Origin of the sequence: Streptomyces sp. NPDC091292 (assembly GCF_044757265.1) — a bacterium.
GTDB lineage: Bacteria > Actinomycetota > Actinomycetes > Streptomycetales > Streptomycetaceae > Streptomyces.
Window position 1 is genome coordinate 1 of the sequence record NZ_JBIVUQ010000039.1, and the last position, 23,025, is coordinate 23,025.

Here is a 23,025-nt window from a genome sequence, read left to right on the forward strand (position 1 = left end):
CGATCGCAAGGCGCCGGAAGGTCCTCGTAGCGGCGCTACGTGGGCCTTTCGGCAACGCCGCGAGCGTGCGTGCCAGGCGTCGCACGGCAGACGGGAATGTGACGACAGGCCCTACGGCTGCCCCACCCGAGTGAACACTGGATTGATGAGCGCTGACCGTCAAACCCAAGCCGTACGCTCCGCAGCGACACGGCAAGCTCTGCTCCGAGCCGGCCGCACGTTGTTCGGCCGAATCGGTTACGCCGAGGTCAGTACGGCGGCGATCGTCAGCGCGGCCGGCGTCAGCCGGGGTGCGATGTACCACCAGTTCGCCGACAAGCGCGCGCTATTCGAGGCGGTATTCGAGGACGTCGAGCACGACTTGGTTCTGCAAGTCGACGCCGCGGTGGTCGCGGCGGGACCGGTGGACCGCATCGAGAATTTCATCGTGGGCTGCCTGGCATGGCTGGACGCATCGGCCGAGCCGGAGGTTCAGCGCATCGCGCTTCTCGACGCCCCGGCCGTCCTCGGCTGGGAGCGTTCACGCGAAATCAAGTCCCGGCAGACCATCGGCCTGATGGAGAAACGGCTCGCCGGTGTGATGGCGGCGGGCCAGATCCCCCCTCAATCCACCCGGCCCCTGGCACTCGTTCTCGTGGGCGCCCTGAGCGAAGCGTCCCAACACCTCGCGAAAGGCCACGAGTCGCCCGAAGCGATCAAATCCGTGATCGTGCAACTCATCTCCGGCCTGTCCGGGAATTCCGCTCACGGGACGCATTAGCGACCACGCGGCCTGAACGCCGCACCCTGTCCGACCTGCCCGGACGGGGTGCGGCGGCCGGTGGCCGTACGGGTCAGGTGAGCTGCACGCCGCCGTCGACGTCGACCACGGATCCGGTGACGTAACCGTTGGTCATGAGGAACAGCGCGGTCGAGGCGATGTCCTCGGGCAGGCCGACGCGCGCGACGGGCACGCTGGCGATGTACTGCGTCAGCAGCCGCTCCCGCACATCCGTCGGGACATCATCGAAGGCTGGGGTCTCGACCAGGCCGGGGGCGATGACGTTGACCCGGACCGGGGCCAGGTCGACGGCGTTGGCTTTGCCGAAGGACTCCAGGGCGGCGTTGATCGCGGACATGGTCGGGCGTCCGGGGCCGTGTTTGCGGCTCGCGATGCCTCCGATCAGGACGATCGAGCCGTCCTTGGCGATGCGGTCGGCGGCGGCCCGTACGCCGTTGTACGCGCCCCAGAATTTGGTGTCCATGAAGGCACGGGCCTCGGCGGAGTCGAGTTCCCGGACGGTGCCGAGGGCGGTGGCGCCCGCCGATATCGCCAGGTGGTCGAAGATGCCGACGCGTTCGAGGAGAGCGTCGATCGAGGCGGCGGAGGTGATGTCGACCTGCTCGGTGGCGATTTCGGCGGGCACGCTGCCCGCGGTACGTGCGGGGTTGCGGCTGGCCGCGGTCACCCGGGCTCCGGCGGCCAGGGCGTGCTCGGCGATGGCGAGACCGATGCCGGAGGTGCCGCCCATCACGACAACGTGCTTGCCGGCCAGGGAGTTGGCGATGCTCATGAGCGAAGTCCTGTTCTCGGGTGGGGGCCGTCATCCGGGCGGACGGTAGCCCCCGGCGCCTGCGGATCGGTTTAGCGCTACGCCGACACCGGCGGCGGTGGGACACGCATCCGCTGACCGATTCAACTGCCGGATCCGCCCTCGCTCCGGGGCGGCCGGCCGGTGCAGGTGGCGCGACCGAACGTGCCCGCGGCGGTGGCGCTCTGGACGTGTTGCCCACGGACGGCGAGCGTGCAGCGGGCCTGTCCGCCCTCCTGGCTGAGGACGATGCTGACGATCGGGTCCTGACCGAGCGGCACGTCCACGGTCGTGCGCCTACGAGTACCAGACGCGTGCCGACGGCTTCGCGGCCGACCTGTTCCGCAAGACATCGCCGGAGGGCCGTGCCTGGCAGTTCGGGTACGACACCTTCGGCAACCTGAAGACGGTCACCGACCCGAAGGGTGTCGCGACGGCGACGCCGGGTGACTACACCACGGCGTACGAGTACAACACCTACGGCGAACTGACCAAGGCGACGGACGCCAACAGCCACGTCACCACGTACAGCGGCTTCGGACCGACGGGCGACCCGACGACCATCACGGACCCGAAGAGCAACGCGTCGACGTACGAGTACGACGAGCGGGGTCAGGTCACCAAGGTCACCGACGCCAACCTCAAAGTGACGACGCAGACGTACGACACCTTCGGCCGCGCCAAGGTCGCCACGGCGCCCAGGGACCAGGCGGCGGGCGACCTGATCACGACCACCAAGCGGGGCTACGACAAGGACTCGCTGGTCACGTCCACCACGGACGCGGAGAACAACGCGACGCTCACCACCTATGACGAGCGCGGCAAGAGGACCCAGGTCAAGGTCCCGCACGACGGCACGTCGACCGTCACGTACCGGACGACGAAGTACGAGTACGACCAGGTCGGCAACGTCAGGGCAAGCAGACCAAGCGGACCCTGACGTCGGCGGGCGGCTCCTCGGACCGCACGATGACGTGGCAGTACTACGCGGACGGCTCACTGAAGTCCCGGTCGGACGACGGTGTCCCCGTGGGCAGGTCGGTTGTCCTGGTCGACAACTCCGACGGTCAGAACACCACGAAGACCGGCACCTGGACGAAGGGCGACGTCACCGGTCAGCAGGGCTACAACCATGAGACCCACACCGCCGGTACGGGCGCGGACGCCTTCACCTGGACACTCAACATCCCTAAGGACGGCACGTACGTGGCGACCGTCGACCAGAACGCGACCGTGAACCAGGGCACATGGGGCCCGTTGGGCTCCTACGCCTTCAAGCAGGGCAACGACGCCAAGCTGCAACTGTTCCAGAACAGCGGTGGTGTGGTGGTCGCGGACGGAGTGAAGCTCGTCCGGGACACCAGCGGCGATCCGGTGGACAAGGAGAAGACCGACTTCGCCTACTCCTACGACCTCAACGGCAACCTGACGCAGATCGACGACACCTCGTCGGCCGCGAAGATCGACACATACGCGATCACCTACACGGGCCTCAACCAGGTCCAGAAGGTGACCGAGTCGCTGTCCGGCACCGAGAAGAAGTCCACGGCGTACACGTATGACGCGGACGGCAAGCCGGACAGAGAAGAGGAACGCCGACGACCACGCGGCATACCTGTCGTCGACGACCGACTACACCTACGACCCGGCCGACCGCCTGGCGAAGTCGGTGAAGACCGGCAACGGCGCGAGCACCGAGACATATGTGCGTCCCAGAAGATGGACGACACGGGCGCGATGAAGTCCATGACGTACACCTTCGACCCGCTCGACCGGACCGTGTCGAAGACGTCGGACAGCAAGATGACGGACTTCGCATACCTGGGTCTGTCCACCGAGGTCCTGGACGAGAGGGTCGCGGGCGAGCTGACCAAGTCGTACCAGTACAGCCCGTGGGGCGAGCGTCTGTCGCAGGTCACGCACAAGAGCGCCGACACGACGGAGGACGGCTACTACGGCTACCGGTACAACGCCAAGCGCTGGGACACCCAGTCCGGCACGTACGACATGGGCTTTCGTGACTACAGCCCCGGGCTGAACCGCTTCACCACCCGGGACATGTACACCGGCGCCCTGGCCGACATGAACTTCGGCACCGGGCGGCACGAAGACCGCCGCGAAGACGGCCACGAAGAAGCTCGGCGGCGGCTGGCTGACCGCGGTCGATGTCTTCCTGAACGGCATCGGCTGGAACACACCCACCGCGGCCAACGGGACCACCTCGGAACCGGGAGCCAAGCCGGACCCCGGACGACAAGAAGGAGTGGCGGCCGGGGGACACCCTGTACCCGTTCACCAGGCAGGACTGCTCCAAGACTCGCAAGACCATGGTGTACTGCATGCCGCTGGATTCCCAGGGGCGGGCCCAAGGCGCCATCGCGGAGCTACACGGAAGAGGACGTCATGGAATGGGTTGACGAAATCGTCTCCCTCACTCGCTGGGAACCGGAGCGGCGGGAGGTGGACTGGAGCGGTATCGAGGACGAGTTCGGAGCGCGGCTTCCGGTCGACTTCAAAGAGATCTGTGAACTGTTCGGCCGCGGTGCCTTCAGTGGCTACCTGGAAGTCCTGTCGCTGGACAGCGCCGACCCGGAAGGCCTGGTCGGGAGGTGGAAGTCGCTGCGGGGGCGATGGGAGAGCGAGCAGATGAGTTCACTCTTCGAGCCCTACCGGGTTTTCGAGGAGAGCGGACTCATTCTCTGGGGAAACTCGATGACGGAGGCCCAGTACTACTGGCTGGCCGACGCGTCCAAGAGCCCTGAGGAGTGGCCGATCATCGCCAGGACCGATCCTCTGGAGAAGTGGCACCGGTTCGATCTCTCCACCTCGGAATTCATCTATCGGGTCATCGCCGATCGAGATTTCCGCCCGTTCTCGATTGCGGGAAGGGTGAAGACTCCGTCCTTCTATCCCTATGGCTGACATGGCTGACATGGCTGACACGGCGGAGCGGCTGAACATCCGCTGACATCGTGCTCCCGTGCGCATCCGCGGCGGAAGCGCGAGGAGGACTCCTCTTGGCTGTGGCCATTCTGGGACATTCTCCGCAGATGTGGGTGGGCAGGCATGGTCGTGACCATGGTTCTGGCGGTGGACATCCGCAGGGCCATTGAGCAAGGCAAGGAGCGTCCATGATGCGTACCAACCGGAAGATCGCCGCCGTACTCGCCGCCACTGTGGTGCTTGCGGGTACTGCCGGTGCGGGAGTCTCACAGGCTTCGTCGCCGACGGGCGGGAGTGTTGCCCCCTCCGCCTGCCGTCCGGCCAACCACACCGCGAAGATCACCGAGGCGACGAACAGCGCCGGGCACCGTCACTACCGTGTCACCCTTACCGCGCCGCGCGGATACGAGCCGTGCAGGCTGGCCGGTTCGCCCACCGATGTGCGGTTCTCGCACCGCGGCTCGGACACCGGGGTCACCGCCGGCCGCTACGGCAGCCAGCGGACCGTGGTGACCTTCGGTCCGGGCCACCCGGTGCACTTCGACATCCAGGTTCCGAACCACCGGCGCGGCATCCGCGCGAACGCGGCATCGTTCACGCTCCGCGCCCCGGGTGGGCAGATCCCCGGTACGTCGTTCGCCGAGGGCAGGCTGAAGGTGGCCGCCGGCACCCTCGTCGGTCCGGTCGAGCGCGGCGCCTGAGCGGGCGTGAGGCGGCGTCACGTGGCAGGTGACGCCGCCTCTCATGTACTCGCTTCGCGGGGTTGGTCGGCAGTCCGGTCTAGCGTGCCACGTCGTCCCCGAACCGTGCCTCCTTCTCCGGTGCGCCCAGCGCGCGCGGCCCGAATGATGTGATGTTGGTCGTGGTCAGGCCCGACTTGGCGCCGCGCAACACCCATACCGCGCCCGAGTCCGAGTAGGCACCGTCCTCGTAAGGGGTGGCCACGACCAGGTCGGCGCGGTTGTTGGCGTTGACGTCGGCGAGGAGCACGGTCCGGCCGAAGTAGTCGCCTTCCTCGGAGGCGCCGGGCACGCCCGGGGTCGACTGGTGGAACGCCTGCGCGCCCTTGCCGGTGAGACCGGCCGCGCCACCCTTGAGCAGGACGACGGCGCCCGCGTCGCGGATCCGGCCGATGTCCTCGCCGGGCACACCCACGGCGACATCCGGGTAGCCGTCGCCGGTGACGTCCCCGGCGGCCAGGGAGTAGCCGAACAGGTCACCGGAGTTGACGTCGTGGTCGCCCGCCTCGCTCACCCCGGGGACGCCCGGCGTGTCCTGGGTGATCTTCGCCGTACGGGTGGAGGGGCCGGAGGCCGAGCCGTAGACGACCCGGATGGTGCCGGCCTCCCAGTCGCGGTCCTCCGAGACCTGGCTGACCTGCATGGCGATGAGGTCGCCGTATCCGTCCCGGTCGACATCGGCGACGATCCCGCCGGTCGTGTAGTGGCCGGTGGTACGGGAGGTGTGGCTGAGGCCGTTCTTCCCGCCCGCCCAGAAGCGGGACTTGCCCTGCGTGTCGTCGAAGCTGTGGGTCGTGACGAGGTCGTCGGCGCCGTCGCCCGTCATGTCACCCACGGCGAGCGCCTCGGGGTTGTCCCCGTCCGGGAACGTGAGGGTCTGGGTGGAGACGGGAACTCCGGCGCGGGAGAAGGGGCCGAAGCGCACCTGAAGGCCGTCGGTGCTGTTGACCACCAGGTCGGTGTGGCCGTCGCCGTTGATGTCGCCCGTCGCGGGGGTCGGGGTCGGTGCCGGGAGGGCGGCGCCCTTGGTCAGGCCCTTCGGGGAGCCCCAGAGCACCGCCGGGGCGGTGAAGTCGCCGACGACGAGATCGGTGTAGCCGTCGCCGTCGAGGTCACCGGTCGTCGTCGTGCGGCCGAAGGCACCGTACTTCTCGACGGCTCCCGGCACACCCGGAGTCGCCCGGGTGAGCAGCGCGGGGTGCGCGGTGCCGGTCCCCGTGGCGGAGCCGTACAGGACGGCGATGTAACCCGCCTCCGCGAGGCCCGAGACGGTGCCGCCGGGTGCGGTGACGGCGAGGTCCGCGTATCCGTCACCGTTGAAGTCGGTCAGCGGCCTGGCGCTCTTGGCCGCGGCCGGTGCCGCGAGGGTGCCGGACACCGCCAGCGAGGCGGTCAGCAGGACGGCCACCGTGGCGGCGGGGGCAGCTTTCACGCTCCTGGGAGGGCGGGGGAGGGCAACGGCCCGGCGGGTGCGGTGAGACATCGGTGTCTTCTCCAGGGCGTCGTGTCGCCGGGCAGCCACAGCATGTCGGCGGGCCCGGCAGTTTGCCTGCTGTCTGTTGGTCGTTCACCTTGACCGCCAGGGCGGGCCAATGGTTGTGGTGCTCGTACCACTTGGGGGATGTGGCGTTCTTCCTCCCCGACATCCCGGGTTCAGGAGGTTCTTTCCAGGTGCTCGCCTGGTGATCATCCGCCGAGTACACGATCTTGGCATGGACATAACGACTCGGTCGGCCCGTCGTCTGCGTACCTCGTCGGCGATCGCCCTGACCGCATCCCTCACCGCCGCTGTCACCGTGCTCGCCCCCGCGCCGGCGGCGCTCGCCAAGTCCAACGCTGTGCCGACGTACGAAGTCAAGATCAACCTGACCACCGCCGCACTCGACTCGTCCCACAACCCGACATCGGCCGTGAAGTCGGCCTTCGGCATCACAGGCTCCGCCAAGGTCCGGTCGTACGAATACTTCGACACCGACGGACTCGACCTCGACGCGGAGGGCTGGAGCGTGCGCCTCCGCCACAAGTCGGGCTCGTCCTTCGAGGAGACCTACAAGAAGCGGTTCCCCGTGGTCAACGGCAACATCGACGCCGCTCTGAACACGGCGAACGCCGCCGGGTTCGACAGCAGCGACACCAACTACGACGCCGAAGTGGACTGGGGCTACGCCAAGCAGACCCTCAGCTTCTCCAACGAGAAGAGCCACAGCGCGAGCGGTTACTCCGGCACGTCGATGCCGTCGAGCAGCACCGCCCGCACCTGGCTGGTCAACGACACCCCCGGCAAGCTGGACGACTGGCTCTCCAGCGGTTGGGGTTCGGACGTGCTCACTGCCTCGCGCGCCCACGGCCCGGTGACCTCGCAGGTCTGGTCGGGCGCGTGGGAGTCCTCCGACGACGCGAGCGTCGAGGTGGTCCCGGTCGTGGGTGCGAGCGGGACCGGCACCGAGTACGTCGTCGAGCTGTCCTTCAAGACCGACGATTACGCCGACGCCGCCCAACTGCACAGCGACGCCATCGCGGTCGCCGAGGCGCGGGGCTGGTTGTACCGCGGCGACGTCCTCAAGACACAGTTGATCCTCGGCCGCTACTGATCGCCGAAGCCAGGAACCGGATTTCCGCGAACCGGAATGCCAGAAACCGGATGGTCAGGCGCCGCTCGGCTGGATCATCTTCCGGCCCGCCGTGCTCCCGCCGTCCACGGCGATGGACGCGCCCGTCATGTACGGGAAGTCGTCGGAGGCGAGTCCGAGTACCGCCTGCGCGATCTCCTCAGGTTCGGCCATCCGCTCAAGACCGTCGACGTTCAGCGGGCCCCACGCCTGTTTGTATGCGGCCCATTCCGGGTCCGGGATTCCGGGAGGGCGGACAAAGGGGGTGTCGGTGGTGCCGGGCAGCAGGGCGTTGATCCGGATTCCCTTGGGGCCGTAAGCGAGGGCCGCGGCCTTCACGATGCCCTGTACCGCCCGCTTGCTGGCGGTGTACGCGGCGCCGTTCGGGCGGGCCTGTTCGGCCGCGGACGACGAGGTGCAGATGATGACACCGCGCCCCGCCCTGAGCAGGTGCGGAATCTCGTACTTGATGGCCAGGAACACACCCCGGGCGTTGGTGGCCTGGACGTCGTCCCACTCCTCGACGCTCATCTCATGGGGCAGTTTGCCGCCGCCGATGCCGGCGTTGTTGAAGGCCACGTCGATGGAGCCGTAGCGACTCGCGACCTGGTCCACGAACCTCTGCACCTGGGCGGCTACGCGGACATCGGCCCGCATGTATATGGCTTCGCCGCCCGCGTCCCTGATCTCCCGCTCGACCCGGCGCCCCCACTCGACTCGCCTCCCGCAGAATCCGACACGGGCACCCTCAGCCGCGAACGCCTTTGCCGCCGCCCTGCCGATGCCCGATGTGGCACCCGTGATGAGCACCGACTTTCCCTGGAAACGGCCGCCTTCGCCCCGGGAGCCGGCCTCGGCACCGACGGCGTGTGCGGTGGTGTCGAAGGCCGCGCCCGCCAGGCCCACGGCGACCGCGCCACCCAGGAGCGACCGCCGTCCCGGACCCACATGTGCCGTGTTCGTTCCGGTACTCGTCCGCGTATGCGTATCCATGACGATCACGCTCGCACCCGGTACCGGGCGCCGGGTTCCGTCCGCCGGCCGGACATCGGGCCGGTCGGAGGAGGCGGCCTCCTGCCATGGCAGGACCCCGGGGGACGGGCGCCCGCCTATCGTGGGCCGGGTGAACCGACGTTGGATCGAGACCGCGTTCGACAGCAGGTTCGCCATGCTGCGGGTCCTGGTGCTGGCCGGTGTCCTGATCGGTGACCTTGTGCTGTTGCAGCGGCCGTCCGGGGCACGTGACTGGGGCTTCGCCGCTGCCGGGCTCGTGGTGTGCCTGGCCGCGAGCAGATGGGTGTGCGGCTCGCTCGTGGCGCAGTCGGCGCTGCTGGTCGCCGCGCACGCGCTGGGCGCGAGCATCGTCTCGTCGCTGAAGGTGCTGGCCGCCGTCACGCTGTTCGAGCTGGCGGTACGGCAGTCCGGGCGCCGCCTCGCCGTCGGTGCGGCGGCCCTGGCGCTCGCCGTCGCCGCGAACCGTCTCGCGGACCTGCCCGGCGAACTCCCCTCGGTGCTCTACAAGATGGGCATCGTCGCCGGACTGCCATTGCTCCTGGGCGCGTACGTACGTGTGACCCGCGACGCCGCGTCGCGGGCCCGTGAGGACGCGCGGCAGCAGGAACTCCGCGCCGGACAGCAGGTGTTGGCCGCCCGCACCGCCGAGCGCACCGCCGTCGCGCGCGAGTTGCACGACCTGGTGGCTCACCATGTCTCCTCGATGGTGCTGCGCGTCGGCGTCGCCCGGCATGTCGTCGCCGACACCGGCACCACGGACCCGCGGATCACCAGCGTGCTGGACGATCTACACTCCAGCGGCAGCGCGGCACTGACGGATCTGCGGCGCCTGGTCGCCGTACTGCGCACCCAGGACCGCGCCGGTCCCGACACCGGCTCCTTGGTCGCGCCCGGCGCGCTGTCGGCCGCCTTGGATTCGGTGGTGGAGCAGAGGCGCCGGACCGGTCTGGCCGTGTCCGCCTCCGTGGACCCCCGTATCGCACGGCTCGACGCGGTGCGCGGCCTCGCGGTGCTCCGCCTGGCCCAGGAGGGCCTGGCCAACGCGGCCAGGCACGGCGGACCCGGCACACACGCGAGTCTGGCCGTGCGGATGGACGACGACGTTCTGCATGTGACGATCGAGGACGACGGCGCCGGGAAGGGCGTACCGCAAGCCCCGGGCGCGGCCGTCGACGGGGCCGGAAAGGCCGGACGACCTGCTCCGGACCTCTGCGGACACGGCTTGATCGGCATGCGTGAACGCGTGGATCTCCTCGGCGGCCGGCTCGACGTGGGCCCCACGGCCCAGGGTTGGCGGCTCGTCGCCGAACTGCCCACTCTCGCACCGGACTTGGAGCCCCAGCTGTGATCCGCGTCCTCGTCGTCGACGACCAGCAACTTGTCCGCATGGGGCTGCGGATGCTCTTCGAGCAGACCGAGGACGTCGAAATCCAGGCCGAGGCGGACAACGGCGCCGAGGCGGTACGCCTCGCCGAACGCCTCACCCCCGACGTCGTCCTCATGGACCTCAGAATGCCCGGCATGGACGGCATCACGGCCACCCGCCGCATCCTGGCGGCACGCCCCGCCACCCGGGTCGTCGCCCTCACCACCTTCGACGACGACGATCACCTGTACCCGGCTCTCGCGGCCGGAGCCTGCGGTTTCCTCGTCAAGGACACCCCGCCGCCCGAACTCCTGGACGCCGTACGCCGGGCCGCCAACGCGGAGGCGCCCTTCAGCCGGGACGTCCTCGACCGGCTCGTCGCCCGTGCACTGGAGACCCGTACCGCTTCCGGCACCCCCGAGGGCATCCCGGCGCCGGCCGTCACCCCGCGCGAGCGGGAGGTACTGGGCCTCCTCGGAGCGGGCCTGTCCAACAAGGAGATCGCCGACCGGCTGCATCTGGGAGTCACCACGGTCAAGACACACGTGGCGAACCTGATGGCGAAAACGGGCCGAGACAACCGCATCCGACTCGCCATTCTGGCCGTCCTCACCGGCATCACTCCGGACTGAACCCGGCATCACTCGGGGCTGATCGGCCTGCCGCAGCGGCGCGTGGCCGGGATTCCGGTTAATGGTGAGAGGTTCGCCCGGACGGAGGGGGAGTCGTCCCGCAGGGGGAGGGTGAACATGGATGACCTCAAGTGGACGCGCTCCGCGACGACCTCTCCTCCGGCCGGTGGAGCGAGCGCAACCGTGACCTCGTCGCGCTCAACGCGGCAGAACTCGGCCTCCGCCTCCTCGTCGCCTGAACCGGCGATTTCCGGCCGCGCGAGCGCCCGCGGCCCCCACCGGCAACTGCCCGATGTCTTGACAGGTTCAAAATTGAAGAGCAATTTGTGGGAGCGCTCCCACACCTCGGCTCCGCCTCCGCAGCCGACGCGCCATCCGCTCGACCCGCACTGCGCACTCCCTCCACCCCCTCCCGGAGGACCGCCCTTCCGGGACGTACGAGAAGAGGAGCACAGAGCCGCATGAATCGGTGTCAACGCGCCCTGTTCGGGCGCAGATCCGGAACCCTCAGATTCGGAACACCCAGGCCCAGAGCACTCAGGTTCGGAACACTCAGGTCCGGTTTCATACCTGGGCTCGGAACCGGGACGCGGCGCAGGGCCGTCGGGCTCGGGGCCGCTCTCGCCACCGTGGCCGCGCTGGCCGTCGCCGTGCTGCCGGGACAGGCGTCCGCCGCCGCCCGGCTCGACAACCCCTACGCCGGAGCCACCCCCTACGTGAACGCGGACTGGTCCGCGAAGGCCACCGCCGAGCCGGGCGGCAGCGCCATCGCCGACGAGCCGACCTTCGTATGGATGGACCGCATCGCCGCCATCCAGGGCACGAGCGGCGCGAAGGGCCTGCGCGCGCATCTCGACGCGGCTCTCGCCCAGCGCGCGAACCTGTTCCAGGTGGTCATCTACGACCTGCCGGGACGCGACTGCGCCGCCCTCGCCTCCAACGGCGAACTCGGCCCGACCGAGATCGGCCGGTACAAGACCGAATACATCGACCCGATCGCCGACATCCTCGACGACCCGGCATACGCGTCCTTGCGGATCGTCACCCTCATCGAGCCGGACTCGCTGCCCAACATCGTCACCAACGCGGGCGGCACCGCCGGGTCCACCGACGCCTGCGTACAGATGAAGTCGCTGGGCAACTACGAGAAGGGCGTCGGCTACGCGCTGCACACCCTGGGCGCCATACCGAACGTGTACAACTACATCGACGCCGCCCACCACGGCTGGCTCGGCTGGGACTCCAACATGGCCCCGTCGGTGGACGAGTTCAAGAAGGCTGCCACATCGGAGGGCGCGACCGTCGCCGACGTGCACGGTTTCATCGTGAACACCGCCAACTACTCGGCACTCAAGGAGCCCTACTTCAAGGTCACGGACACGGTGACCGGCACCACCGTGCGCCAGTCCAAGTGGGTCGACTGGAACTACTACGTCGACGAACTCTCCTACGCGCAGGCCCTGCGTTCCCTGCTGATCAGCCGGGGCGGCTTCGACGCGAACATCGGCATGCTGATCGACACCGCCCGCAACGGCTGGGGCGGCACGGCGCGGCCCACAGGCCCCGGTCCGACCACGAACGTGGACGCGTACGTGGAGGGTTCCCGGGTCGACCGGCGCATCCACGCGGGCAACTGGTGCAACCAGAGCGGCGCGGGCATCGGCGAGCGGCCGGTAAGCGCGCCCGCGGCCGGTATCGACGCCTACGTGTGGGCGAAGCCGCCCGGCGAGTCGGACGGCAACAGCCAGCCCATCGCCAACGACGAGGGCAAGGGCTTCGACCGGATGTGTGACCCGACCTACACGGGCAACGGGCGCAACGGCAACAACCTGACGGGCGCGCTGCCGAACTCGCCGCTGGCCGGTCACTGGTTCTCCGCGCAGTTCCGGGAGCTGGTCAGGAACGCGTACCCGCCGCTGGACGGCAGCGACCCGGGCGGTCCCGGCGGCGACACCCAGGCGCCGACCGTGCCGACCGGCCTGACGGTGACCGGCACGTCCCGCTCCAGCGTGTCCCTTTCCTGGACGGCGTCCACCGACAACACCGCCGTGAGCGGTTACGACGTCTTCCGCAACGGCGTCCAGGTCGGCAGCACCACTACATCAACCTCCTTCACCGACAACGGACTTGAGGCATCCACCGCGTACAGCTACCGGGTGCGCGCGCGGGACGCGGCCGGAAACACCTCGGCCCTCTCGTCGGCGGTGACCGGGACCACCACGGCGGGCGGCGGCACCGGCACGGGCGCGCTGAAGGTCCAGTACAAGAACAACGACACCTCCACCACCGACAACCAGATCCGGATGGGTCTGCAACTGCTCAACACCGGCAGCTCGGCCGTGGACCTCTCGAAGGTGACGGTGCGGTACTGGTTCACGCCGGAGGCCGGCGCGAGCACGTTCGGGACATGGTGCGACTACGCCGTCGTCGGCTGCTCCACCGTGAAGCTCGGCGTGAAGTCCGGCGGCAGCGCGGCCGGTGCGAGCCACTATCTGGAGGTCGGTTTCGCCGGCGGAAGTGTCGCCGCCGGCGCCTCCACCGGCGAGATGCAGTTGCGCATGGCCAAATCGGACTGGTCCAACTTCGACGAGAGCGACGACTACAGCCACGGCACCGGCACCACCTATGCGGACGCCACGAAGATCGGTGTGTACGTGGACGGCGTCCTGGCCTGGGGCACCGCACCCTGACGCCGGCGGGAGAGGGCGGCACAGGAAATCCGGGGGAGCCGCCTTGCGAAAGAGCCGGGGCCGCCGGTACGGGAGGATCCCCGTACCGGCGGCCCCGGCGGTCGCCGAACTGCCCGGCCGCACCCCACGGACGTGCCGCGTTCACACACCCCCGCGGCCGAAACGCAGCCTGATCGTGCGGGACTCGGGGCGCAGCGCGTACTCGGGCCACACATCGGGACCGCAGGCCCGGGAGCCGAGGCCGTGTTGCGCCGCGTCGACGATCAGGTGGCTCGTCGTGGAGTGCGGCAGCTCATGGGGATGTTCCGCTTGCGCGATCTCCTGCGGGGTGTGCCGGCTGAGGGTGAAGCCGGGGCGGCGTCCGTGTGTGTCGGGCAGGGCTGCCATGTGCAGTACGTCGGTGTCGCCACTCGTCAGTGTCAGGCGGCGCAGTGCGGAGCGGTGGCCGGTCTCCTGGGGGCGTGCGTAGGCCACCGAGAGGTCGCCGATCGTGGACGAGAATCGGCCGGTGCGTGCCGCGCGCAGACTGTCGGGGTACGACTCGAAGGGGCCGAGGCCGAACCACTCGGCGCCGTCGACGGGAGCCGAGCCGTCGGGCAGATCGAAGCGCACCCCTATCCTCGGCCACACGGTCCGCCACCCGCGCGAAGGCTCGATCTCCACCCGCAGTTCGAGTTCGCCGTCTTCGAGTGACCAGATGGACTCCACGGTCACGGACAGGGCGGAGTGGGCGGCGGAGACCCTGTCGACCGTGCGGAGCGCGTCCGCCGCGTGCTCCACGGACAGCCGTCGGGTGGTCAGCCGGTGGAGGCCGTCGCGACGCCACAGTGCGGCATGGGAGACCCCGGCGACTGCGGCGTCGCTCTCCGCGACCTCCTGCGACGCGCCTTCGTCGTTGTCGGTCGGCGCACGGAACAGTTCCAGGCGTGGGCCCGCCATGGCGCGGCCCGCGAGCCGGACGAGAGACCCGCCGACGAACTCGGCGATACCGAGCGTCGATGTTCCGTCTCCGGCCAGGCAATCGGTCCGCCCGTCGGCCCGCCCGTCAGTCCGCCAGTCGGTTCGGACTCGCACAGCGGGGACGGGACGGCGTACCGAGCGGTCCAGTTGGGCGGTGGCCATTATGTGCCCCTCCTGTGCCCAAGCGGTTGACGTCGCCAGTACCGCGTCGATCGTCAGCCACGTCTCGGCGTGCGGCGACACCGCGATCGGCGGCAGCGGTACCCACCCCGAGTCGCCCGCCGCGACGGACGGAACCTCCAACTCCCCGGAGTCCACCGGCACACCGTCATGCTCTGTCCGCCAGCGGAAGCGTAGGTCGGACGTGTCCGCCGTATGCCGCAGGTTCGCGACCGCCACCTTGCCGCCGTCGCGGTCGAAGTCGAAGCGGACCGGCGCGACGACCGCCTTGAACTCGTGGAGGCTGGGCGTCGGCACGTCGTCGCTCAACAGCATGCCGTCCATGACGAAGTTGCCGTCGTGGACGACCTCACCGAAGTCGCCGCCGTACGCGTAGTACGGCGTCCCGTCCGGCGCGGTGGCCAGGATGCCGTGATCGCGCCACTCCCACACGAAGCCGCCGTGCAGCCGCGGATACGCGTGGACCAGCGCCTCGTACTGGTCGAGCGCCCCCGGCCCGTTGCCCATCGCGTGGGCGTACTCGCACAGCAGGAACGGCTTGGTGCGCTGCCGGGCACCCTGCGAGGGAGTGCAGCCGAGCAGCGGGGCACGTGAGCCGTCGGTGCCGATCTGTTCCGTCTCCAGGACGGACGCGTACATGCGCGAGTAGACGTCCGTGTACTCGCCCGTGTAGTCACCTTCGTAGTGGACGGGCCGTCCGGCGTCGCGGGCGTGCACCCATGCCGACATGGCGGCGAGGTTGCCCCCGGTGCCCGCCTCGTTGCCGAGCGACCACATCACGACGCTGGGATGGTTCTTGTCCCGTTCGACGGTGCGCTCGATGCGGTCGAGGTAGACGCCTCGCCAGGCCGGGTCGTCGCTCGGATTGCCGACCCAGTCGACCTTGTCGAAGCCGTGTGTCTCCAGGTCGCATTCGAGGGCGACCCAGAATCCGAGTTCGTCGGCGAGGTCGAGCAGCCGTGGGTGCGGCGGGTAGTGGCTGGTGCGGATCGCGTTCACGTTGAACCGCTTCATGCGGGCCAGGTCCTCGCGGGCGTGTTCCTCGTCGAAGACCCGGCCGCGCTCGGGATGGGCCTCATGGCGATTCACCCCGTGGAACACGACACGGCGGCCGTTGACCAGGAACTGGTCACCGCGGATCTCGACCGTGCGGAAACCGACCCTGAGGGAGACGGTCTCCGCACGCGTCGACACAGTGGCGTCGTACAGGCGGGGCAGCTCGGCCGACCAGGGCTCCACGCCGGTGAGGTCGAAGGCGGCGACGTCGGCGGGCGTGGCCCACACCCGCTCGACATCCAGCTCGGGGATGCGCAGGGTCACCGGGAAGGCCGTCGCGTCGGCGGAGATCTCCGCCTCGACGCGCCCGCGCCCGTTGTCGTAGCCGGTCCGCAGCCAGACGTCCTCGACACCCCCGGCCGGCCGGGCGATCAGGGTGACATCGCGGAAGATGCCCGGCAGCCACCACTGGTCCTGGTCCTCGACATAGCTGGCCGCCGACCACTGATGCACCCGCACGGATACGACGTTGTCCCCCGGGCGCACGGCCGGCGTCACGTCGAACTCGTGGGCGAGCCGGCTGCCGCTCGCGCTGCCGATCTCCACACCGTTGACCCACACCCGGAACAGCGACTCGACGCCGTCGAAGCGCAGCACCACCCGCTCGGCGTCCGACCAGTCGGCGGGGATGTCGACGTGGCGGCGGTAGTCGCCGGTCGGGTTCTCGTCCGGGACGTGCGGCGGGTCGATCGGGAAGGGGAACTGGATGTTCGTGTAGATCGGGCGGCCGTACGCTCCGTCGCCCTCCAACACCCAGTGCGAGGGCACCGGGATGGTGTCCCAGCTCCGGTCGTCGAAGCCTTCGGCCGCGAAGTCCTCCGCCTGCGACGCCGTGGGCGAAAGGCGGAAACGCCAGGGCCCGTTCAGCGAGAGCGAGGGCGCGTCGGAGTGCAGCCACGAGCGCGCCGGGCGCAGCGCGCCACGCCCAGGTGCGATGTCCGGGACGAGGGGATCGGTGAGCAAGAGGTCACGACGCTTTCTTCAGGGCGGTACGGAGAGCGGTATGGAGCGCGGTACGGGGGTGTCGTGGACGGTCGACGCGGGTCACCGGAGCACAACGCTGCGGATCTCCCACGGGCCTAGGGCGAGTTCGAGCCGCCCCGGGGCCCGCGTACGGGAGAGCGGCCGGCCCAGCAGATCGACGGTCGTCGCCTCCGTGAACACGCCCGTCACCTCGACGGTCGACGCCGTGTCGCGCATCGCGGTCAACCGCACCTCGACACCGGACCCGTGCTCGTCGTCGGTGACGCGGCGCACTGCCGACACGAGGACGTCGTCCCCGTCGACCCGCAACCCGGCCGTGTCGGGCGGCAGCACGCCCCCGGCGGACGCGGTGCCACGGGTGACGAGAACGTCATTGCGGAACTCCTCGGCGAGAGCGACCGCGCCCACACCCTGCCAACCGGTCGCCGAGGGGACGACGGCGAAGCGGTTCTCGACACGGATACCGAGATCCTGCGCGCCGGGCGCGGGGATCTCGCTCGCCGCCGGTTCGTCCCGGAGCGGATGGATGTTGACGCTGATCGAGCCGATCGCGCGCAGCAGCGTGACGGCGAGTTCGCCGCCGTCGCCGACGAGTTCGTACTCGCCGGAGTGGTCGAGCAGGACGGTGGCGGCGCCGGCCGACACGAACGTACTGGCCGGGAAGGTCGGGAGCGGGTACTCGCCCCAGCCGCCCTCGGCGGTGAGCCCCCGCTCCGTGACGGCGAACTGCCCCGCGGACGCGGACGCTTGCACCGCATCGGGCAGCGGCACATGGAAGCGCAGCCGATGGTCCGCGGACTGGTTCAGGAAGGAGGTGGAGACCCGTACGAACGGCTCGCCCGCCCGCACCTCCACCAGCGTCTCCACGGGTGTCGGCACGGTCCGGTCGCCACGCACGTCGCGGTCGGAAGAGAGAGCGGCGGGCCACTCGTAGACGCGGGTGACACGCAGCCGGGACCGCAGCGGACCGGCTTCGAGAAGGGCTACGGAGATCTCCGCCGGTTCCGAGACGAGGACGTCCCGCGCAGGGGGAGCGTAGTTGTAGCTGTCGCCCCGGTCACCGCCGTCGACAAGGCGGCCTACGCCCTTCAGTACCGTGCCGTCGGCGCCGGTCATGTCCAGGGTGCCGTCGGCGGCCACCGAGACCGCGACCAGACCGTTGGAGAGCGTGCGGTCCCTCGCCGTCGCGGGTGTGTACGGGAGGGGTGCGACGCCGTCCGCGCTGCCCGGTCCGACCCGGAAGGAGGCCAGCCCGGAGGCGGGGACCCGCACGGGTACGAGCGCGGTGGCCCTGGCTTCCTCCAACGTGAGCACCCGCCACTCACCCGGATGTGCGACGGCCGCGTCGGCGATCTCGCGGCGCAGCACCATCAGGTCGAACGGCCCGTCGGCGGGCACCTCGGCGAGGTGGAAGACAAGGGAGCCGGGGGTGAGTTCGTAGCGGTCGATGAGACGGCCGAAGAGTTCGCGGCGGTGGATGCGGCGCAGGACACGTTCCAGCTGTGAGGCGTCCACACGCTCGTCGCTGAGCACCGTCGGCGCTTCGGAGACCAGTTGGACGGGCGCCGTCGAGCCGTCGGGGACGGTCGCGACCAGGCTCGTGCCCGCCGGCGGAGCCACGACATCCACCTCGACCAGTGCCGTGCGGTCGAACGGCAGCGGATTGGCGACCAGATACCCGTCGCTCGGCGCCTTCGCTGCGGGCTCGGCGAGCGCCGCGTCCCGTACGGCACGCGCCGTCTGCGCGGCCTCCGCGAGCCGTGCGGAGACCTGGTCGCAGGTCTCGTCGGTGCCGGAGCCGACGACGGAATCGTGCGCCGTCGACTCGATGATCTTGTGCCAGGCCAGGGAGAGGAACGCCGAGTCGTCGCGCCGGGACCACAGGGCGTTCATCCGCTCGGCATGGTCCACCGTGCGCTCCGCGAGAGCCATCCGCTGCTTGAGCCCGAGCCGTACGGAGAGCACGCCCGGGAGGATGTTGCCGCGCACATGGCTGCGCAACTCACCCGTGACGACGGCGGACACCTCGTCCCGGACATGCTTGCGGAGGTACTCGTCGAGCGTCGCGATGGTGATGGCACGCCCCTCCTTGGCAGCGCGCCCCTCGCTGGACGCACCCTCATCCCCGGACGCACCCTCATCCCCGGACGCACCCCCTTCCTCGGAAGCCCGCCGCAGCCAGGCCGCGAGCTGCGGATCGGGTGCGCTGTGATCGGTGCCGGCCATCGCCAGTACCGGATCGCCACCCCACCGCTCGGCCGTCATCTCCGCGTACTCACCCAGCGCACGGCCGATCCGGTCGGGCACGAGCAGGACGTCGAGTCCGTTGTCGTACCCGTCGAACAGGAACTCCGTACGCACCTCGGAGCCGTCGGGCGCACGCCAGCGGAAGGCGTGACCGTCGACGGAGCCGGGCACACCGCGCCACAGCGCCGCGTGTTCGAAACCGGCCCGCGCCAAGATCTGCGGCATCTGCGCGACGTGCCCGAACATGTCCGGCAGATAGCCGATGGGCATCGCGCCACCCAGACTCTCCGCAGCCGCCCACCCCATCCGGAGATTGCGGACGATGGTCTCACCGGAGCAGAGGAACTCGTCGAGCAGGATCAGCCACGGCCCGATGGCGAGTCGGCCCTCGCCGACCAGGGCCGCGACACGATCGCGGTGCTCCGGCCGCATCTCCAGATAGTCCTCGATCGCGGCCATCTGACCGTCGACGGTGAACCGGAAGTCCGGGTTCGACTCGGCGGTCTCCAATACGGAGTCGAGGGCGGCGACGAGCCGGTGCCGGAACACCTGGAAAGGCTCGTACCACTCCCGGTCCCAGTGGAAATGGGGCACGAACACGGCGGAGTCGGGCATGGCGGGACGGACCTTCTGTTCTGGTGGGGGAGCGGGGCGGGCGGTCACTTCTGACGGGCGGTCATTTGAGGGAGCCGGCGGCGAGTCCGGTGCGCCAGAACCGCTGGAGGAGGATGAACACGATGATCACGGGCACGATCGACACCAGCGATCCGGTGATCACGGATGTCTGGAGGAGCGGGGCGCGGGCGGTCTGCCCGTTCCACTGGTACAGGCCGAGCGTGATCGGGAACAGGGACTCCTTCTGCAGCATCACCATCGGCAGGAAGAAGTTGTTCCAGATGGCGACGAACTGGAACAGGAAGATCGTCACCAGCGCCGGCGTCATCAGCTTGAACGCGACCGAGAAGAAGGTGCGGAACTCGCCGGCGCCGTCCAGCCGCGCCGACTCGATCAGCTCCTGCGGGACGGCCGCGTTGGCGAAGATCCGCGCGAGATAGACGCCGAACGGGCTGACGATGCTGGGCAGGAACACCGCGAGATACGTGTTGACGATGCCGGTCGCCGAGAACAGCAGGAACAGCGGGAGCGCGAGCGCGGTGGTGGGCACGAGGACGCCGCCGAGGACGACGGAGAACAGGAACTCCCGGCCCCGGAAGCGGAACTTCGCGAGCGCGTAGCCGCACAGCGCGGAGATCAGGGTGCCGACGGCCGCGCCAAGGACCGCGTAGATGACGGTGTTCACGGCCCACCGGCCGAAGATGCCGTCGCTGCGGGTGAACAGGATCCGCACATTTTCGAACAGGTCGAAGTGCGAGAACGCCAGCCCGTTGGTGGACGCGAGGTCTCCCTGCGGCTTCGTGGCCGCGACGATCAGGAAGTAGACCGGCAGCAGGAAGTAGAGCGCCAGGAGGAACATCAGCGCCATGGCGGCCGTACGGCTGACGCGGCTCTCACGGCTCACGGTCCGGGCGCGTTTCACGGTACGGGTGCGGCTCACGGTAGGGGCGCTCACAGTCCGGCCTTCTTAGACGTCAGTCGCATGAACCCGAAGCTCAGGACGAAGGTGATGACGGCGATGACCACGGAGATCGCCGCGGCCTGCTGGTAGTTGTTCCCGGAGGCCACCGCGTACGCGAGCATGTTCGGGGTGAACGTGCTGGAGATGTTCGAGGAGATCTGCCGCAGCACGGCCGGTTCGGCGTAGAGCTGCAGCGTGCCGATGATCGAGAACACCGTGGTGAGGACGATCGACGGGGCGATGATCGGGACCTTGATCCGCCACGCGATGCTCCAGTTGTTCGCGCCGTCGAGCTTGGCGGCCTCGTACAGCTCCTGCGGGATCGACTGGAGCGCCGCGTACATGATCAGCATGTTGTAGCCGGTCCACAGCCACGTGGAGACGTTCGCCGCCGACCACAGCACCGCGCCGGGGCCGAGGAAGTCGGGGTGGAGCCCGATCCCGTTCAGCAGGTCCACGACGGGGCTGAGCTGCGGCGAGTAGAGGTACGACCACATGATCGCGGCGATCACGCCCGGCACCGCGTACGGCATGAACGCGGTGATACGGAAGACCGGCTTGAGCCGCAGCAGGGGAGTGTCGAGGAGCAGCGCCATGATCAGCGCGACGAACAACATGACCGGCACCTGCACGATGCCGAACATCCCGATGCGTCCGATGCTGGACCAGAAGTCGGGGTTCTCGAACACCTTCCCGTACTGCTCGAATCCGCCGAAGGTCGTGTACGAGGTGCCGTACTGCCCGCCCGTGCGGCGCACCACGCGGAAGCTCTGCCACAGCGCGTAGCCGACGGGTGCCAGGTAGAACAGTACGAACGGGAGGAAGAACGGCGTCAGGAACGCGATGATGGTGCCCGCCCGGGGGCCGCCGCCGTCGAGACGACGACGGTGGCGGCGGTCCCCGGACGATGTCACCGCACCGGTCGCGCGGGTCGCTGTGTCGGTCATCCCGCGGTCACTTGCCCGCCGTGGCCGGGATCGCCAGGTCCTTCATCGACTTCAGTGCGGCGTCCTGGGCGGCCGACAGCGCGTCGTTCAGCGTGCCGTCGCCGGCCGCCGCCTTGGCCATCGCGTCCTGGAGCGCGAGGTTCACCGTCTTCTGTGTCGGACCCCAGACGAAACTCGTGTCGATCTTCTTCGAGGAGTCCGCGAAGACGTCGAAGATCTTCTCGTTGTTGTAGTACGGCACTCCCTTGGAGAGCGCGGGCAGTTCAAGACCGGCGTTCGCCGCCGGGTAGAGGCCGCCCAGTTCGTTCTCCATCGCGAGCGCCTCCGGGTCGGTGTTCAGCCAGGTGTTGAACTTCACCGACTCGTACAGGTGCTTGCTGCCCTTCATGAACGCGACGGTCGATCCGCCCCAGTCACCGGACGGGCCGTTCGGCTCCCACGTCGGCATCGGCACGATCGACCACTTCCCCGCCTGGTCGGGCAGGTTGTCGCGGAACATGCTGTAGCCCCAGGAGGCGCCTACGTAACTGGCGACCTGGTCCTTCTGGTACGCGGCGTACATCTGCGTCGACGTGTTCGCGAGGTCGGTGCGGACCAGCTTGTCGGAGATCATCTTCTGCCAGTAGTCGGCGACCTTCCTGCTCTGGTCCGACTCGACGGTGACGTGCCACTTGTCGTCGGCGTAGCTGTACATCTCGGCCTTGTTCTGCCAGAGGAGACCGTTGAACCACTCGGCGTTGTTCGGGTCGAAGAACGTGATGGTGAGACCGGGGTCCGCCTTCTTCAGCTTCCGCGCCGCCGCCTCGTACTCGTCCCAGGTCGTGGGGATCGCGACGTCGTACTTCTTGAAGATGTCGGTGCGTACGAACAGGGCCATCGGGCCGGTGTCCTGCGGGAGGGCGTACACGCCCGTGTCCCCGAAGCTGGCCTGCGCCCAGGTCCACGGCACGAACTTCGACTTGGCCGCGGTGGCCTCCGAGCAGGCCGAGGCGTCCACGAAAGCGTTCTGGGTGCGCAGGCTGGGCAGCTGGTCATAGCCGACCTGGGCGAGGTCGGGCGCGTTCCCGGCCTTGAGCGCGTTGCCGATGGTGCCGTACTGGTCGTTGGAGATGTTCTTCATCTCGACCTGGATGTTCGGATTCTGCTTGTTCCACCGGTCGACGACCTTGTCCATGCCCGGAACGGCGTTCCAGTACTGGAGGGTGACCTTGCCCTTCGCGGGCTCGCAGGAGGGTGCGGACGCCTTGTCCGCCGGCGCGGACGAGGAGCACCCGGCGAGCAGGGCGATGCCTGCTGCCGCCGCGGCGGCGAGGCGGATGCGCGAGACAGTGCTGCTCATATCTTCCGTTCCAGAGAACGTCTGGCGACGACGCCAGGCGGGTCGACGTTGACACCTGAGGGCCACCTGAGGCGGTGGGCCTCCTGGTTGGAATACGAGTCCGTGAGCGGTAACGTGAGCGCTCACGGGAGCGGTAACGGTGTGCAGTGTTGTGAAGTGATTGGGAGTGTG

At 69.1% G+C, this 23,025-nt stretch carries 15 protein-coding genes and 2 pseudogenes; 8 read left to right on the forward strand and 9 right to left on the reverse strand.

What is annotated here, in order from left to right:
• Positions 1 to 145 precede the first annotated feature (145 nt).
• A complete protein-coding gene (locus ACIQNU_RS43370; protein ID WP_401378144.1) occupies positions 146 to 760 on the forward strand; it encodes a TetR/AcrR family transcriptional regulator in 615 nt (204 codons plus the stop codon).
• 73 nt (positions 761 to 833) lie between these two features.
• Here ACIQNU_RS43370 and ACIQNU_RS43375 read toward each other — a convergent pair whose 3' ends face one another.
• Positions 834 to 1,553: an SDR family oxidoreductase gene (locus ACIQNU_RS43375; protein ID WP_401378147.1), complete on the reverse strand. Its 720-nt coding sequence runs from the start codon at positions 1,551 to 1,553 to the stop codon at positions 834 to 836.
• Positions 1,554 to 1,675: 122 nt separating this feature from the next.
• A complete protein-coding gene (locus tag ACIQNU_RS43380) occupies positions 1,676 to 1,858 on the reverse strand; it encodes a hypothetical protein (RefSeq protein ID WP_401378150.1) in 183 nt (60 codons plus the stop codon).
• 11 nt (positions 1,859 to 1,869) lie between these two features.
• Between ACIQNU_RS43380 and ACIQNU_RS43385 the strand changes: the two are divergent.
• Both ACIQNU_RS43385 and ACIQNU_RS43390 read left to right on the forward strand, forming a co-directional pair.
• Positions 1,870 to 3,665, forward strand: a pseudogene (locus ACIQNU_RS43385) (hypothetical protein); the annotation flags it as partial.
• 1,037 nt (positions 3,666 to 4,702) lie between these two features.
• On the forward strand, positions 4,703 to 5,215 hold the full coding sequence (locus ACIQNU_RS43390) for a DUF4232 domain-containing protein (RefSeq protein ID WP_401378153.1): 513 nt from the start codon (positions 4,703 to 4,705) through the stop codon (positions 5,213 to 5,215).
• Between the two features lie 79 nt (positions 5,216 to 5,294).
• Here the strand turns inward: ACIQNU_RS43390 and ACIQNU_RS43395 are convergent, their stop codons facing one another.
• Entirely contained in the window at positions 5,295 to 6,686 is a 1,392-nt protein-coding gene (locus ACIQNU_RS43395; RefSeq protein ID WP_401378156.1) for an FG-GAP and VCBS repeat-containing protein, read from the reverse strand.
• A 280-nt stretch (positions 6,687 to 6,966) separates the two neighbouring features.
• Between ACIQNU_RS43395 and ACIQNU_RS43400 the strand changes: the two genes are divergently transcribed.
• Positions 6,967 to 7,845 (forward strand): hypothetical protein, encoded by an 879-nt coding sequence (locus ACIQNU_RS43400; protein ID WP_401378159.1) that lies wholly within the window; start codon positions 6,967 to 6,969, stop codon positions 7,843 to 7,845.
• Between the two features lie 54 nt (positions 7,846 to 7,899).
• Here ACIQNU_RS43400 and ACIQNU_RS43405 read toward each other — a convergent pair whose 3' ends face one another.
• Complete coding sequence (locus tag ACIQNU_RS43405) at positions 7,900 to 8,856, reverse strand: SDR family NAD(P)-dependent oxidoreductase (RefSeq protein ID WP_401378162.1); 957 nt, start codon at positions 8,854 to 8,856, stop codon at positions 7,900 to 7,902.
• Between the two features lie 130 nt (positions 8,857 to 8,986).
• Here ACIQNU_RS43405 and ACIQNU_RS43410 point away from each other — a divergent pair, with 130 nt between their 5' ends.
• The 4 genes and pseudogenes from ACIQNU_RS43410 to ACIQNU_RS43425 all read left to right on the forward strand — a co-directional run bounded on the left by ACIQNU_RS43410 (position 8,987) and on the right by ACIQNU_RS43425 (position 13,565).
• Positions 8,987 to 10,225, forward strand: coding sequence for a sensor histidine kinase (locus tag ACIQNU_RS43410; RefSeq protein ID WP_401378165.1), 1,239 nt, complete (start codon positions 8,987 to 8,989; stop codon positions 10,223 to 10,225).
• Positions 10,222 to 10,875: a response regulator gene (locus ACIQNU_RS43415; protein WP_401378168.1), complete on the forward strand. Its 654-nt coding sequence runs from the start codon at positions 10,222 to 10,224 to the stop codon at positions 10,873 to 10,875. The genes ACIQNU_RS43410 and ACIQNU_RS43415 overlap by 4 nt, the downstream gene beginning before the upstream one ends.
• A gap of 131 nt (positions 10,876 to 11,006) precedes the next feature.
• Positions 11,007 to 11,114, forward strand: a pseudogene (locus ACIQNU_RS43420) (SAM-dependent methyltransferase); the annotation flags it as partial.
• Positions 11,115 to 11,504: 390 nt separating this feature from the next.
• Complete coding sequence (locus ACIQNU_RS43425; RefSeq protein ID WP_401378171.1) at positions 11,505 to 13,565, forward strand: glycoside hydrolase family 6 protein; 2,061 nt, start codon at positions 11,505 to 11,507, stop codon at positions 13,563 to 13,565.
• Positions 13,566 to 13,706: 141 nt separating this feature from the next.
• On the opposite strand, the gene ACIQNU_RS43430 is transcribed toward ACIQNU_RS43425, so the two are convergent.
• The 5 genes from ACIQNU_RS43430 to ACIQNU_RS43450 form a co-directional block, all read right to left on the reverse strand.
• Positions 13,707 to 16,724 carry a glycoside hydrolase family 2 TIM barrel-domain containing protein gene (locus ACIQNU_RS43430; RefSeq protein WP_401378174.1) on the reverse strand — a complete coding sequence of 1,006 codons (3,018 nt, stop codon included), beginning with the start codon at positions 16,722 to 16,724 and terminating at the stop codon, positions 13,707 to 13,709.
• Positions 16,725 to 16,805: 81 nt separating this feature from the next.
• Positions 16,806 to 19,607: an alpha-mannosidase gene (locus ACIQNU_RS43435; RefSeq protein WP_401378177.1), complete on the reverse strand. Its 2,802-nt coding sequence runs from the start codon at positions 19,605 to 19,607 to the stop codon at positions 16,806 to 16,808.
• A gap of 61 nt (positions 19,608 to 19,668) precedes the next feature.
• On the reverse strand, positions 19,669 to 20,475 hold the full coding sequence (locus ACIQNU_RS43440; RefSeq protein WP_401378202.1) for a carbohydrate ABC transporter permease: 807 nt from the start codon (positions 20,473 to 20,475) through the stop codon (positions 19,669 to 19,671).
• An 83-nt stretch (positions 20,476 to 20,558) separates the two neighbouring features.
• Entirely contained in the window at positions 20,559 to 21,515 is a 957-nt protein-coding gene (locus ACIQNU_RS43445) for a carbohydrate ABC transporter permease (protein ID WP_401378179.1), read from the reverse strand.
• 7 nt (positions 21,516 to 21,522) lie between these two features.
• On the reverse strand, positions 21,523 to 22,854 hold the full coding sequence (locus ACIQNU_RS43450; protein WP_401378182.1) for an ABC transporter substrate-binding protein: 1,332 nt from the start codon (positions 22,852 to 22,854) through the stop codon (positions 21,523 to 21,525).
• Between the last annotated feature and the right edge of the window lie 171 nt (positions 22,855 to 23,025).

Bases quoted from the DNA above. Each gene is read 5' to 3' on its own strand.
- ACIQNU_RS43405 (WP_401378162.1), bottom strand. From the start codon at position 8,856: ATGGATACGCATACGCGGACGAGTACCGGAACGAACACGGCACATGTG.
- ACIQNU_RS43450 (WP_401378182.1), bottom strand. From the start codon at position 22,854: ATGAGCAGCACTGTCTCGCGCATCCGCCTCGCCGCCGCGGCGGCAGCA.
- ACIQNU_RS43400 (WP_401378159.1), top strand. From the start codon at position 6,967: ATGGACATAACGACTCGGTCGGCCCGTCGTCTGCGTACCTCGTCGGCG.
- ACIQNU_RS43370 (WP_401378144.1), top strand. From the start codon at position 146: ATGAGCGCTGACCGTCAAACCCAAGCCGTACGCTCCGCAGCGACACGG.
- ACIQNU_RS43375 (WP_401378147.1), bottom strand. From the start codon at position 1,553: ATGAGCATCGCCAACTCCCTGGCCGGCAAGCACGTTGTCGTGATGGGC.
- ACIQNU_RS43440 (WP_401378202.1), bottom strand. From the start codon at position 20,475: ATGGCGCTGATGTTCCTCCTGGCGCTCTACTTCCTGCTGCCGGTCTAC.
- ACIQNU_RS43435 (WP_401378177.1), bottom strand. From the start codon at position 19,607: ATGCCCGACTCCGCCGTGTTCGTGCCCCATTTCCACTGGGACCGGGAG.
- ACIQNU_RS43390 (WP_401378153.1), top strand. From the start codon at position 4,703: ATGATGCGTACCAACCGGAAGATCGCCGCCGTACTCGCCGCCACTGTG.
- ACIQNU_RS43445 (WP_401378179.1), bottom strand. From the start codon at position 21,515: ATGACCGACACAGCGACCCGCGCGACCGGTGCGGTGACATCGTCCGGG.